This window comes from Microcystis sp. M049S2, assembly GCF_020245625.1.
Taxonomy (GTDB): domain Bacteria; phylum Cyanobacteriota; class Cyanobacteriia; order Cyanobacteriales; family Microcystaceae; genus Microcystis; species Microcystis ichthyoblabe_A.
Window position 1 is genome coordinate 20,134 of sequence record NZ_JADBUN010000223.1, and the last position, 12,581, is coordinate 32,714.

A 12,581-nucleotide genomic window follows, 5' to 3' on the forward strand; every position below is an offset into this window, starting at 1 on the left:
CCAGCTTAAAAAGTCTCTGGTGGTAATACTAAATCTCGTTATTACAGACTGATTATCTATTTCTCCTTTTGCCTATTGCAAGAGTGCCTATTGCCTCTCCTGATATGTAGCCTATACTCAACAGATTTAGTATGACATCTAATTCGCCTTGATTAAGGATAACTAATTAAGCAAGATTGGCAGGAATTGTCCCCAGTTTTTGTAGTTGTTTTTCAATATTAGCCTTTAATTGGATCCGGGAGATTTCTTTTCCTGTTTGAGCGGTGTGTGCATTTTCCAGAAAAATAATACTATCTACTTTTTCTACGGCAAATAATTGGAATAAAAGATGGGTTACGGGAATCAGGAGCGTTGATAGGGGTGAATTAGCAGTATTTTGAGCAGATAGGGCTATTTTTTCCGTAGCAAAGGCATAGATCACCCTTTTTTCCTGTTGCGGCTGCTGCCGATGGGCTAAAGTGGTTAGTAACCAATCACCTTGGCTATTCTGAACTACATAGTATTGTAAATGTTTTAACTGTCTAGCAAAAGCTGCAAGGACGGGATTAACCGCTTCTTCCATGACCACGGTTGCCAGTCCGTAATTGACCGCTTCTCGACTTAAAATATGCAGTTGTGCCTTTAATTTCATGGCTAATCATGTCTATAAACTAATCGATGGCGATGACATTCGGCAAGGCCATTTAAAATTGTCGTCGTGAAAAGATGAGGATGGAGATACCCAATAATAGACCAGTATAAACGAGACTGTAGAGGGCATTACCGATTAAGACATCAGCACTAGGGAGCAAACCATAAACGGCCTCGTTTCTAAAATTCAATCTCTCCAAATCTGGGAGAATTAGATAAATATTTTTAGTGATAGCGAGAATATTGGGATTTTTGCTGATTATACCCAATTGGATCAGGTCTTTGCTGATGTGACCCATTAGATAGACCCCAAAAGTCATTAACGTGGCTAAAATCGAACTGGTAAATACCCCAAAAGCGATCGCCACGGCCGCGATGAGAATTAATTCCAAACCGAGATAGAAAACCGAAACAATCAGGGGTAAAGCTTGAAAAGATACTTTCATCCCCAGCAACATCAGCAGGTAAATCACCAACATTACCCCCAACATCACCGCTAAAACCCCGGACAAACCCAAGTGTTTACCGAGGATAAATTCGGCCCGACTCAGGGGTTTGGGAATCAAAACTAAAATAGTTCTCTTGTCAATTTCCTTATTAATTAGCTCTGTACCCACAAAAACCGCGACAATTACCCCTAATAACCCGATAGCGGCTAATCCCAAGTCAAGAAAGATTTTCTCATGGGTTCCCACCGCAATTTCCGGTAATAAACGCCAAGCGAAGGCCATCAACAAGGCAAAAAACCCGATAAAGTAAAGAATGCGATCGCGAATAACCTCGCGAAAACCATTAGCTGCGATCGCCCAGATTCTCAGGATGCTGATACCCATAGCCTTTCATCAAAATAATATCTGTCTTTCCTTTTGAGATTACCCATTTCCGTGGCAAAAGTGGACCTCCTCTCAAAATCAAAAATTGTCGCGGTTGGTTAGCAGTCGGTAACGATGACTAGGTATTCTTAAAGTTAGCCAAAACAGCAGCTAATCCTTACTGTTCCAGTGTTACCTTATCTTTGTCGAAATCCACCATCAAGAATCAGCCTAGGATAAATTGATCTCTAATAACCCCGGTGGTGGCGAGATCTCGATGCGTGCCGCTTTCAGATCCACCAGCGGAACAATTTCTTTGACGAAGGGGACCAGGGCCCGGGCCCCTGAGTCGGAGGATGGACTTTTTTTCTTGACGGAGGCGAGATTTGCTTCTAGTTGCACTGCTAAAATGTCATTACCCGCCCACAAAATATCTACTACAACCCCGATTTTTTCTCCTGTCAGGTGATGATAAACCTCCAAGTTTACTAGCTCACTAACATGATATTCATCCGCTTTTAGGCGAGGTTTTTCTAGTTTATTCGCCCATAATTTATATCCGCGCAAAGCTTCGGCTTGTTCCCGATTTTCAACCCCCTCTAACTTGATAACATAAACATTTTTGCCCGGTAGCCCACGTCCCCTGAGCAGAGTAATTTCTCGGATTTCTCCCCCCTGGGGTCCTTGTATTCCCCTTATCCCTTGCTTCTGAAAACGTTCGGGAAAATCTGATACCGATAAAACTCGCAATTCTCCCTCCAGTCCCTGGGGTGCTACTATTGTCCCAATTTCTAGCCAATTTTCTTCCATTGTCTTGACATTTTTTGCTATAGCTTTCCCTAGTATATAGCCTTTTTTGTCTCGCTCCTAGATTAGACCTCTTGTAAAAATCAAAAATTGTTGTTAGGGTTAGGAGTCAGTAGCCGGTCGTCAGTAGCCGGTCTTCAGTAGTCAGGAGAATTAAGAATAATACTAAATCTGGTTATTAAAGACTGATTATTTATTCCCTTTTTTGCATGAGTGCATGAGCAGAAAACGGGTTTCTCGGAGAAACCCGTTTTCTGTGCGTTACTCAACGGATTTAGTATAAATAATAATCAATTAAATGGTTTATTTACAAATTTTAGGCGATTTAATCCTTATTTTTGCCGTTTTTAAAACTGCAAAAATTAATTATGCAAGAGGTTTATTCTTAAAGTCTTGGTAAGGTAAAATTTTTAGTTGACCTCTACTCCTGACCATTTTTTGACTTTTTACTGGTGGCTTTTTACTCAATTATGACTATTTGGCAAGCGGATTTTTATAAATCTTCATCTTCTTCTCCTCTTGAGACAGTCTGGCAATTGTTAATTTTAGATTCTCTCGGTCATCTTATCTATGAAAATTCCTGTCCCCAATCCCAAGCTAATAGCGACTGGTTAACCCAACAGTTACAGCAAGCTTGTCAAGTCTCCCCTCCGGAAATTATCCAAGTTTTTCGCCCCCAATGCGCCAATTTATTTCTCCTCGCTGGTCAAAATTTACAGATCAAAATTGAGTTAACCCGTCACGTTAAAGCCCTGAAAAAACAGCTAGAATTGCGACAAATCCCCATCAATATCGACTCTCCTCCACCGCAACCCCTACCGGAGCAATTTTTAGGTCAAGAGTGGCGTTTTGCTCGTTTTCCCGCCGTTGATTTAGTTAACTTTTTTGGCGATCGCCGAATACCGATTCTTTCCCTACCAGAGGCCTTTTCTCCTTTAAAATTAGGTTTAGCCTCCACTTTAATGATCCCCGGTGTGGTTATTACCGGTGGTAAAAAATCTCTGGCGATCGCTCGTTGGTTAGAGGAAATTAACCCGGTATTTATCGATCATATTCCCACAGAAACGGGGCGATCGGGCGGTTTAGTCTTGGAATCGGGTCTAAATGAGCGTTGGATTTTTCTGACCTACGAGGATGAAGAAGTGGCCCTGGCAGCCAATGTTTATCAGGCAACTAAAGAGCAAAGCCAAGGTTTGCACTTTCTCCTCATACAACCGGATGATTCTGGTCGCACTTTTACCGGCTTTTGGCTACTGAAGCAGGTTTAACCCCCAAGCTGTCCCCAAGAGGCAAAGAATGCCGGCTAAACCCGCTAAAGGTTGGTTATAGATACCTTTAATCCAAGCTAACCCAGAATCGCTGTAAGACATCAATTCGGCACTGTCTAGCAACGCTAATCCCCACACCCAACCGCTATGAAGTCCCCAAGCTAATCCTAAACTACCATGATCGATCGCCCGCGCCCAGACCAGAACCATCCCCATCAGAAATAAACCGGGTAGTTGCGGCAGTGTTTGCTGACGTTCCCAAAGCAGATGCAGCAGGGCAAAAATTAGGCTAGAAATGGCTCCAGCCACCCAAAAACCGTATTCTTGGCTTAATTGGCTCAAAAAGATGCCCCGAAAGATTAATTCCTCGGTAATACCCACCCAGAGGGCCACTATCAACAGGGGTAAACTCAAGGAAAAAGCACGAGTTAGATTTTTTGGCTGCCAATGTACCCAGGTCAAAATCCCCTCTAGGAAAAAAATTATCCCTAATCCCACCACTGCCAGGATTAATCCTTTAGCTAGGGAGATAAATAGGGAAAATGACCAAATTAATCCGTAATTATGGAGGCTGCTCCCCTCTATCTTTAATAATCCCCAGATAACTAAGGGAGCCAAGGCGTAAAGAGAGGCCACTAGGGGCAATTTTTGGTCAGGTTTTGTCCCTTGCAGCGGTTGCCATCCCAAACGACTCCCTAAACTAATAGCAATGGGCAGCCAGAGAATTAACCAGGCCAACAGGAAAATAATAATTTTTATTAAGGCGGCAATCTCCATTGTCAATTAGGGGTGTGGGGTGTGGGGTGTGGGGTGTAGGGTGTGGGGTGTGGGGTGTGGGGTGTAGGGTGTGGGGTGTAGGGTGTAGGGTGTGGGGTGTGGGGTGTGGGGTGTAGGGTGTGGGGTGTGGGGTGTGGGGTGTAGGGTGTGGGAAGAATAAACAAAAATAATCTCCTGAATACTAACTCGGAGTCTCCTGTCTCCTAACACCCATAAAACAAACCCCCTAGGCATACGATAACTGTGGAACTTTGCTCTGGGAAAGCCTAGCTCCAACAAAAATCCATCCCTAGGGGGTTGCGAAAAAGAAGAAAAAGTGCTTAAGGAAAACCCCTCAAGTTGATAAAAGAGGCGGTCAGGGGTTAGAATTAGGGGTAAGAATCTATATTGTCTTTTTGGTCGGTCTTGTCAAAACTAGCCCTTTTGACTGCCGATTTTTTTTCCTTATCCCTACTCCGTAACCTATTTAAGCTTCTACCGATTCTTCTGATTCCGTTTGTTTGAGGTGGATGTGCTTGTAGCCAAGTTTGATTTCAAACTCATCGCCGGGCTGCAAGTTCATTTGTTCGGTATAGGTGGAACCGATGACGATTTGACCATTTTTATGGACACTAACCCGGAAAGTGGGTTCGCGGCCGCGGCCATCTTTAGTGCCTTCGGGATCGAGCGGAACCCCTTTTGCACCTAAAACAGCATCGTAAAAGTCGGTTAAATTGACCCGAACTTGGCCATCTTTACTTTGAGAGTAGTAACCACAACGTTTTGCCGTTTCGCGACGGGGTAAGTGGGATAACTCTTTGACTTTTTGTAGTAGAGCTTTCCCGGTTAGGGGAGTAGGAGAGATATCACTCATGGTACTTTTTAATGTCCCTTGATTTTTGACTGACTGTCAATTAAGTTTACACTGACAAATTGATCATACCAAAAATCTTGCCAAAAATGTCTAGAGGGGAATAATAAATTTTTTAAAACTGATGGTTCGGTGATGACAATCGTGCTAAGAAGACCCCGGACTAGGTAGTAAGTGTAAACCTTGTGGGGGAGAGGAAATTTTTGGACAAGACTCTGGCAATTTTTGGTCGGGTGCGAGGAAAACAGGGGGGAGAAAGTGAGGACATAAAACCGTTTAAGCTATACCTAGCAAGGAATTGAGAAACTATACTTGTGGTTGGAGTTGGCAAAAAACTAATGACCCAGAGCAGTAAATCCGGGGGGATTAAACTGTTTTCGATCGACTTCCCCATCTATGATTAGGTCTAGATACCCACCCCTTGGCTCAACCGACCGGGGAAAATCTTAAGGATTAATTACCATTACTAGCTCCCCTTTGGCCCGTTAACATCGATTATCCTGAGTATTAGGAGTCCCTCACCCCCGTGCCGAGTATGGAAGTTTATTTTAAAATTCTGCGTCAACGACCCAACGACACCCCTTACCTAGAAAATTTTACCCTAGAGGTGGAGGCGGGAAATACAATTCTCGACTGCCTTAATCGCATCAAATGGGAACTTGATGGAACTTTGGCCTTTCGCAAAAATTGCCGCAATACAATTTGTGGCAGCTGTGCGATGAAAATTAACGGTCGTTCGGCCTTGGCTTGTCAAAAAAATATCGCCAGTGAATTAAACCATTGTAGCCAAAAAGATGCCGGAGAAATTCCCGAAATCACGATCGCCCCTCTGGGTAATTTACCAATTATCCGGGATTTAATCGTCAATATGCAACCGTTTTGGGACGATTTAGAAAAGGTTGAACCTTATATTAGTAGTCAAGCACGCACCATTCCCGAACGAGAATTTCTGCAAACTCCGGAAGAAAGAGCCAATCTCAATCAGATGGGTAACTGCATTATGTGCGGGGCCTGTTATTCGGAATGTAATGCCAAGCAAGTGAATCCTGATTTTGTCGGTCCCCACGCTTTAGCAAAAGCGCAGCGCACCCTAGCAGATTCCCGCGATGGTAATCAAGAAGGTCGCCTAGAACTTTATAATCAAGGCACCGCCGGGGTTTGGGGGTGTACGCGTTGCTATTTCTGTAATGCGGTTTGTCCCATGGAAGTGGCTCCCATGGATCAAATCGGTAAAATTAAACAGGAAATACTCGCTCGCAAGTCGGACGATAGTAGTCGTCCCATTCGTCACCGGAAAGTTTTAGTGGAATTAGTCAAAGCAGGGGGATGGGTTGATGAACGCAAATTCGGCCTCTATGTGCTGGGCAATTATTGGCGCGATTTACAGGGTTTATTAAGTATTGCCCCCTTGGGATTGCGGATGATTGCTAAGGGTAAATTTCCCACTTCCTTTGAAGCTTCCGAGGGAACTGAGGAAGTAAGAGGTTTAATTACTGCCATTCAAAATTCTCGCTCTTGATCACTCTCGATAGTTAGAGTAATTCTGAGATGATTATGATCTATATTCTATTTGACTGGAGAACCCCTTATCATGTTCGATCGAGATAGTATCCGTGGTTTTTCTGCCCTGATTACCCTTGTGGGAGTCGCTTCTAGTTTGGGTTTTAGCTTCAACGCACCGGCTTTCTCCCAAGCTACCTCTAACAATTTACCATTACTCTTAGCCCAAAAAAGCGAAAAGGTGCGCGTAGCGGTTTTAGACTTCGATTATAGCGGTCTCAGTAATCCCCAGTGGTTAACATTTCTCAATGGTGGAGCCAGTGGTGTCAGTGATATTCTCGTCAATAGATTGGTGGAAAGTGGTCGCTATACAGTCATTGAGCGCAGTCGCATTGATGCTGTCCTCAGAGAACAAAATTTTGGGGCTTCGGGACGGGTAGATGCCGCTACTGCCGCTCAAATCGGGCAAATTTTGGGGGTAGATGTGGTGATTATCGGTTCGATTACCCAATTCGATTTACAAAAAAAACAATCTGGTGGCTCGTTTATTATTTTTAGCACCGCCAAGACAGAAACCGATGCTTTTGTCAAGTTGAATGTCCGGGCAATTAATACCACCACGGCCGAAATTATTACCACCGCTCAGGGAGATGGTAGTGCCAATCAATCCGATGGTTCAACCGTGGTTTTAGGGGTTGGGGGTGGTTCCCAAACCTCCAACGAAGGGAAATTACTCAGTATTGCCACCGATAAGGCAGTAGCGCAGGTGGTGGATAATCTCAACAATAAAGCCGACCAAATCGCCGCTACACCCCGCTCGCTCCCGACTGTCACCGCTTTAGTGGCTGCCGTGGCGGGAAATCAAGTAATTCTCAATAAAGGTACGGGAGAGGGTTATCGTGTTGGTTTACGCATTTCCATCGAAAGGACGACCCAAACAGTCAAGGATCCGCAAACGGGTAAGGTTATCCGTCAGATTACTCAACCGATTGGCACTCTCGAAATTGTCGAAGCTGATGGTCAATCTAGCGTCGGTCGCATCATTACCGGTAATGGTTTCAAAATCGGTGATTTAGCTAAACCCATTCGTTAATTGGGGAAGTGGGGAGCGGGGTGTGGGGTGTGGGGAGCGGGGAGATCGGTAAACTTAAAACTCAAATCTGATAACTGATAACTGATAACTGATCACTGATCACTGATAAGTGAACACTCACGAAAATTTGAAGTTATGTAAAGGGAACCCTGGGGTCAGGTAAGACAACCGATAAAATTTATAATCGGAATCCCTTGGATATTCCCTAGACCAGAGCGATTAACGAAAACTATCAAACAATGGTACAAGATCAAAAACCCACGGTGATCATTACTGGGACAACTTCTGGAGTCGGTCTCTACGCCGCTAAATCCCTTGCTCAAAGAGGTTGGTTTGTGGTTATGGCCTGTCGGGATATCCCGAAAATGGAACAGGCGGCCAAGGAATTAAACATTCCCCGGGATAACTACTGTATTGAATTTATCGACCTCGGTTCCCTCGATAGCGTCCGGCGCTTCGTTAAAAATTTCCGGGCCTTGGGCAGATCTCTAACCGCTTTAGTCTGTAATGCCGCTATCTATCTGCCTTTGCTCAAAGAACCCTTAAGAAGTCCCGAAGGTTATGAATTGAGCATGGCCACCAATCATTTAGGTCATTTCCTGCTCTCGAATTTGCTCTTGGAAGATCTAAAAAATTCCCCCTCTCCCGACCGGCGTTTAGTCATTCTCGGCACTGTCACCCATAATCCCGATGAATTAGGCGGCAAAATTCCTCCTCGTCCCGATTTGGGCGATTTAGACGGGTTTGCCAAGGGTTTCAAAGAGCCGATTACTATGGCCGACGGTAAAAAATTTGAATCGGTCAAGGCCTATAAAGATAGTAAGGTTTGTAATGTTCTCACCATGCGGGAACTGCACAAACGCTATCACGAATCCACCGGAATCACTTTTACTTCCCTCTATCCGGGTTGTGTGGCCGATACACCCCTTTTCCGCAATCATTACCCCTTTTTCCAGCAGTTTTTCCCCTGGTTCCAGAAAAATATCACCGGTGGCTATGTTTCCCAAGAATTAGCCGGGGAAAGAGTGGCCATGGTGGTGGCTGACCCCGAATACCGTCAATCCGGTGCTTACTGGAGTTGGGGCAACCGTCAGAAAAAAGAGGGTAAATCCTTTGTACAAAGGGTTTCTCCTCAAGCTCGCGACGATGAAAGAGGCGCAAAAATGTGGGAATACAGCGCTAAATTAGTCGGATTAGCCTAATTTCTGATTTTGAGACTGAAAAGGGACACAAGTTAACTTGTGTCCTTGTGGAAACGGGGAGCGCTGGGACAGGGAGAAACAGTCCATAACTGGGTTTTTAAAGTTTGATTGGCAGTTAATGATATTATCAAAAACCGATTTGGTATTAGGCTCTCTTGGATTTGGTGGGTAAAATGTGTTCTAAGATACATTCCTCCTAGCGAGGGGCTAGACGAACCACAAGGACACAAAGAACACAAAGATTGATCGATCCTATGTAAGTTAAACTTATCACACAGAACCTAGAAGAGCCATTGTCCAATTGACGAAACGCTCGGCAACCGTAAAGATAGCCTGATCTCTATGCTGTTGCCAGATTTTGTTTAGCTTTCCCGTTTTTTGACTAGAATGACACCGCAACCGATCACCAGCAATCCTGCGAGGGTTGAGGGTTCGGGTACAGTTTCCACGCCAAAGGCGAGAAATTGAGTAAATTGGAGCTGGGTAAAGTTATTGTCGCTGACGAGAATTATTGATCGCTTGCCGTTTGGTAAATCGGGGCCGAAGGTAATCCCCTCCACGTTATCGATGGGGATATTTAACGAGGTCAGATCGAATAATAGGGTTTTCTGGGCGGCCACGATACCCGAAACCCCATTAATACTGGAAAAGGCACTGATATCGGTGGCCCCCTCCAGGGAAACCTCGTAGATTTTCACAGTATAGCCCGTATTCCCCGGTGTTCCCGTCGTTATGGAGAAAGAACGTTCTAGGGAGAGAAAGCGTTGGCCACTATTATCAAGTGCCAGTAAATCGACGAGTCCGTTGACATCGACTGGGCTTGAAATAATCGGGGGAAGGGCGATTGGATCGGTATTGTAGAGGAATTGAGCGATCGGCTGTCCATTAGCGAGATCGTACTGCAATATCCGTGAGGGAGAACCGTTCGTTGGCGTCGCGGCCGGCCCATCCTGCACAAGCGCGTTCTCGGAGGCCGTGAACAGGAATCGCTGATCTGGGGTGGTGGTCAGACTTTCTAGAGCCAGATTATTGCGAACCCCGCTTGTGGTGGGAATCGAGTTCGGCGCGGGGATAAACTGGTTCGGAATCGGTAAAGTATCGTTCTGTTGACCGTTGGCCAGCGCGAATCGATTGACAAAGGGATCGAGAATCTGATTGTTAGAGACCTCCCCTTCGGAGGAAATATACAGATTAGAACCCACGAGCGCGATCCCTTCTGGATCGAGACTCAGCGCGGGGAAAGTTTGCCCGTTAGTCTGTAAAAGTGGGGTAACACCAGTAAAGGTAACGCCGTTATTCATCCCATTAACATTAAATAGCGTCGGATTGATCGTTGCGGTGTAGAAACGCGCCGGGCCGTTCTGAGAGCGATCGTCCGAGATGATGTAAAAGTTATTAGCCGCCGGATCGTAGGTAATGCCCGATAATCCCCCGACCGGAACGGAGACACCGTTCACGGTTCCCGCTGGGCCTGAGGGAATAAACCCCGTGGGAATAATCGATTGACCGAGAAATTGTAAATTTAAAGGCGAAGCTTGAACCGACGAGGTAGCGAGGAAACCGACCGTTATGGTTCCAGCGATCCCGATGAAAAAACGAGAGGGGGATTTCATGATTTCTATCCAAAAAAACATTAGAACTCTTGCAAATTAATTATATGTTACAATCGTGTGTTAACTAATTTTCCCAAAAAAATTAGTTATTTAGTACATTTGCGCTAAATGAAAGCCTGAAGTTTAACTTTTAACCCAAAAATATTTAGATATGCTTTAATCTCTTCGGGTCTAATTCCCCGCCGCTCGCAGGGTATAATAGAAAAATGAGTGAATACATCCATAAGAGCCATAATGTAAGTGTTTTGGGTTCTTCGTTACTTGGTATGATTCGATAGGGGGGCATAAATCGACTAAATCCTTATCTGGCAAGAGACTTAATTGATTAGTTCGCTCTAGAGCAAAAACAATTGACAAAAATCGCTAAATGCCTTTCTATATAGGGGTTCCATCCCTTATAACCCCCGTCCATTGCATAACACGAACCGAAGAGCCATAATTACTTGATCGATAAAAATTTTTAAGTCAGAAAATTCAAAAATTGCTGGATGATAAAAGCATTGAACAAATCAATAAAAAATGCCCCCACCAAAGGAACAATAATAAATGCTTGGGGAGAAGCCCCAAAATTTTCCGTTACTGCTGTCATATTGGCGATAGCTGTGGGAGTTGCCCCTAGAGTTAAACCCAAATAACCGGCGCAAACTACTGAAGCATGATAGTTTTTTCCCATTAAGGGAAAGACCAGTAAAACAGTATAAATAATACTGAGTGAGAACTGCACTAATAACAGGATAGCAATCGGTCCGGCCAAATCGATCAATGTCCATAATTGTAAACTCATCAAGGACATAGATAGGAATAAACCGAGACTAACATCAGAAATTAAGGCTAAAGAGGACGTATTAGCGGGCCAAGGAAAGCGTTTCAATAGCAAAGGTACGGTATTAGTCAGGATAATTCCTGCCAATAAACAGGTGACAAAATCTGGTAATTTTAAACCAAGCGTAGTTACCCAGTAGTTAATCTGATTACCTAAACCGATAGTTAAACCAATTACCAAGATTGAATGGAGCATTGTATTGTAATCGATATTGACATTCCTCTGGCTTTGTTTAATTCCCACCGTTAAATCTTGATCTTGATTATTGGCTCGCAGTCGATTTCTCGTAATTAACCATCGAGCCACTGGTCCGCCAATAATTCCCCCTAAAACTAGCCCAAAAGTAGCACTAGCTACACCGATTTCTGATGCTTTGACGATGCCATAATTATCACGAAAAATAGGAGCCCAAGCAATGGCAGTCCCGTGACCCCCACTCAAAGAAACGGAACCAGCAATCAAACCGATGGGTAAATCTAATCCCATTACTTTTGCCACTCCTAGACCGGCTAAATTTTGTAGAATGAGATAAACCACGGCGGTTATTAATAAAATTAGCAAGGGTTTACCCCCTTGCAGCAGGGTTTTTAGTTTTGAGGACAGCCCGATAGTAGTAAAAAAAACGATTAACAGGGCATCCCGAACATTAAGGGTAAATTCGATTTGCCATTTAAAAACAGCAAAAAATAGACCGAAAAATAAGGAAGCTAAGACACCACCAGCAACGGCATCAGGAATGTTATAGTCTTGCAGAAATTTGATATTTTTGGTTAAATACTTACCGAGATAGAGGACTAGAATAGCCATAATAATTGTCTGGCGTTGGCTAAATTGGTAAATTTCCATTTTCTTAATCTTAGTTCTCCAAGATGCTCTACTTAAGTTTAGTCCTAATTTTCATTAACAATAAATCCGCTTATTAAAAACTGATTATTTATTCTCCGTTTTGCATGAGTGCCTCTTGCATGAGTGCCTCTCCTCATAAGTAGCCTATACTCAACGGATTTAGTATTGTAAAGTTTTGTAAAAAATATATGCAAATGACTGCAAACAACTGCTAATATGGTTAGTACAAGTTTACATTGCAGTTCACATGAAACTATCAGATTATGCTAAGAAAAAAGGGATCAGTTATGACACTGCTTGGAGAATGTGGAATCGAGGGCAGTTACAAGGAGAACGTCTTCCTACAGGAACAATTATTAT

Annotated in this window: 11 protein-coding genes and 2 pseudogenes; 5 read left to right on the forward strand and 8 right to left on the reverse strand. The window is 43.9% G+C overall.

What is annotated here, in order from left to right:
* Nucleotides 1-166 precede the first annotated feature (166 nt).
* From IM496_RS18340 to rimM, 3 genes are all read right to left on the reverse strand, one after another.
* Nucleotides 167-631 (reverse strand): hypothetical protein, encoded by a 465-nt coding sequence (locus tag IM496_RS18340; RefSeq protein WP_287662849.1) that lies wholly within the window; start codon nt 629-631, stop codon nt 167-169.
* A 52-nt stretch (nt 632-683) separates the two neighbouring features.
* A complete protein-coding gene (locus IM496_RS18345; RefSeq protein WP_287662850.1) occupies nt 684-1,463 on the reverse strand; it encodes an ABC transporter permease in 780 nt (259 codons plus the stop codon).
* Between the two features lie 210 nt (nt 1,464-1,673).
* A complete protein-coding gene (gene rimM, locus IM496_RS18350) occupies nt 1,674-2,252 on the reverse strand; it encodes a ribosome maturation factor RimM (protein ID WP_287662852.1) in 579 nt (192 codons plus the stop codon).
* Between the two features lie 467 nt (nt 2,253-2,719).
* On the opposite strand from rimM, the gene IM496_RS18355 reads away from it, so the two are divergent.
* The gene (locus IM496_RS18355; protein WP_194017759.1) at nt 2,720-3,517 is read left to right on the forward strand and encodes a Tab2/Atab2 family RNA-binding protein; all 798 of its coding nucleotides are present in this window, start codon (nt 2,720-2,722) and stop codon (nt 3,515-3,517) included.
* On the opposite strand, the gene IM496_RS18360 is transcribed toward IM496_RS18355, so the two are convergent.
* Together IM496_RS18360 and IM496_RS18365 are read right to left on the reverse strand one after the other, a co-directional pair.
* Nucleotides 3,500-4,294, reverse strand: coding sequence for a CPBP family intramembrane glutamic endopeptidase (locus IM496_RS18360; RefSeq protein ID WP_287662853.1), 795 nt, complete (start codon nt 4,292-4,294; stop codon nt 3,500-3,502). The two genes, IM496_RS18355 and IM496_RS18360, sit on opposite strands and share 18 nt — an antisense overlap.
* Nucleotides 4,295-4,760: 466 nt before the next feature.
* Nucleotides 4,761-5,147 (reverse strand): AbrB family transcriptional regulator, encoded by a 387-nt coding sequence (locus tag IM496_RS18365; protein WP_002765913.1) that lies wholly within the window; start codon nt 5,145-5,147, stop codon nt 4,761-4,763.
* Between the two features lie 532 nt (nt 5,148-5,679).
* Between IM496_RS18365 and IM496_RS18370 the strand changes: the two genes are divergently transcribed.
* The 3 genes from IM496_RS18370 to IM496_RS18380 all read left to right on the forward strand — a co-directional run bounded on the left by IM496_RS18370 (nt 5,680) and on the right by IM496_RS18380 (nt 8,939).
* A complete protein-coding gene (locus IM496_RS18370; protein WP_194018320.1) occupies nt 5,680-6,663 on the forward strand; it encodes a succinate dehydrogenase/fumarate reductase iron-sulfur subunit in 984 nt (327 codons plus the stop codon).
* A gap of 72 nt (nt 6,664-6,735) precedes the next feature.
* Nucleotides 6,736-7,737, forward strand: a complete 1,002-nt coding sequence (locus IM496_RS18375; RefSeq protein ID WP_104396038.1) for a CsgG/HfaB family protein — start codon at nt 6,736-6,738, stop codon at nt 7,735-7,737.
* Nucleotides 7,738-7,976: 239 nt separating this feature from the next.
* Nucleotides 7,977-8,939 carry a protochlorophyllide reductase gene (locus tag IM496_RS18380; protein WP_104396037.1) on the forward strand — a complete coding sequence of 321 codons (963 nt, stop codon included), beginning with the start codon at nt 7,977-7,979 and terminating at the stop codon, nt 8,937-8,939.
* Between the two features lie 362 nt (nt 8,940-9,301).
* Here IM496_RS18380 and IM496_RS18385 read toward each other — a convergent pair whose 3' ends face one another.
* From IM496_RS18385 to gltS, 3 genes and pseudogenes are all read right to left on the reverse strand, one after another.
* Entirely contained in the window at nt 9,302-10,573 is a 1,272-nt protein-coding gene (locus IM496_RS18385; protein WP_194018017.1) for an esterase-like activity of phytase family protein, read from the reverse strand.
* 150 nt (nt 10,574-10,723) lie between these two features.
* Nucleotides 10,724-10,915: pseudogene (locus tag IM496_RS18390) on the reverse strand (hypothetical protein); the annotation flags it as partial.
* Between the two features lie 97 nt (nt 10,916-11,012).
* Nucleotides 11,013-12,221: a sodium/glutamate symporter gene (gene gltS / locus IM496_RS18395; protein WP_194018015.1), complete on the reverse strand. Its 1,209-nt coding sequence runs from the start codon at nt 12,219-12,221 to the stop codon at nt 11,013-11,015.
* A 247-nt stretch (nt 12,222-12,468) separates the two neighbouring features.
* Between gltS and IM496_RS18400 the strand changes: the two are divergent.
* Nucleotides 12,469-12,581 (forward strand): annotated as a pseudogene (locus IM496_RS18400) (IS607 family transposase); the annotation flags it as partial.

Excerpts from the sequence above, each read along its gene's own strand:
- IM496_RS18355 (WP_194017759.1), top strand. The coding sequence starts at position 2,720 with ATGACTATTTGGCAAGCGGATTTTTATAAATCTTCATCTTCTTCTCCT.
- gltS (WP_194018015.1), bottom strand. The coding sequence starts at position 12,221 with ATGGAAATTTACCAATTTAGCCAACGCCAGACAATTATTATGGCTATT.
- IM496_RS18370 (WP_194018320.1), top strand. The coding sequence starts at position 5,680 with ATGGAAGTTTATTTTAAAATTCTGCGTCAACGACCCAACGACACCCCT.
- IM496_RS18380 (WP_104396037.1), top strand. The coding sequence starts at position 7,977 with ATGGTACAAGATCAAAAACCCACGGTGATCATTACTGGGACAACTTCT.
- IM496_RS18360 (WP_287662853.1), bottom strand. The coding sequence starts at position 4,294 with ATGGAGATTGCCGCCTTAATAAAAATTATTATTTTCCTGTTGGCCTGG.
- IM496_RS18345 (WP_287662850.1), bottom strand. The coding sequence starts at position 1,463 with ATGGGTATCAGCATCCTGAGAATCTGGGCGATCGCAGCTAATGGTTTT.
- IM496_RS18365 (WP_002765913.1), bottom strand. The coding sequence starts at position 5,147 with ATGAGTGATATCTCTCCTACTCCCCTAACCGGGAAAGCTCTACTACAA.
- IM496_RS18340 (WP_287662849.1), bottom strand. The coding sequence starts at position 631 with ATGAAATTAAAGGCACAACTGCATATTTTAAGTCGAGAAGCGGTCAAT.
- IM496_RS18385 (WP_194018017.1), bottom strand. The coding sequence starts at position 10,573 with ATGTTTTTTTGGATAGAAATCATGAAATCCCCCTCTCGTTTTTTCATC.
- rimM (WP_287662852.1), bottom strand. The coding sequence starts at position 2,252 with ATGGAAGAAAATTGGCTAGAAATTGGGACAATAGTAGCACCCCAGGGA.
- IM496_RS18375 (WP_104396038.1), top strand. The coding sequence starts at position 6,736 with ATGTTCGATCGAGATAGTATCCGTGGTTTTTCTGCCCTGATTACCCTT.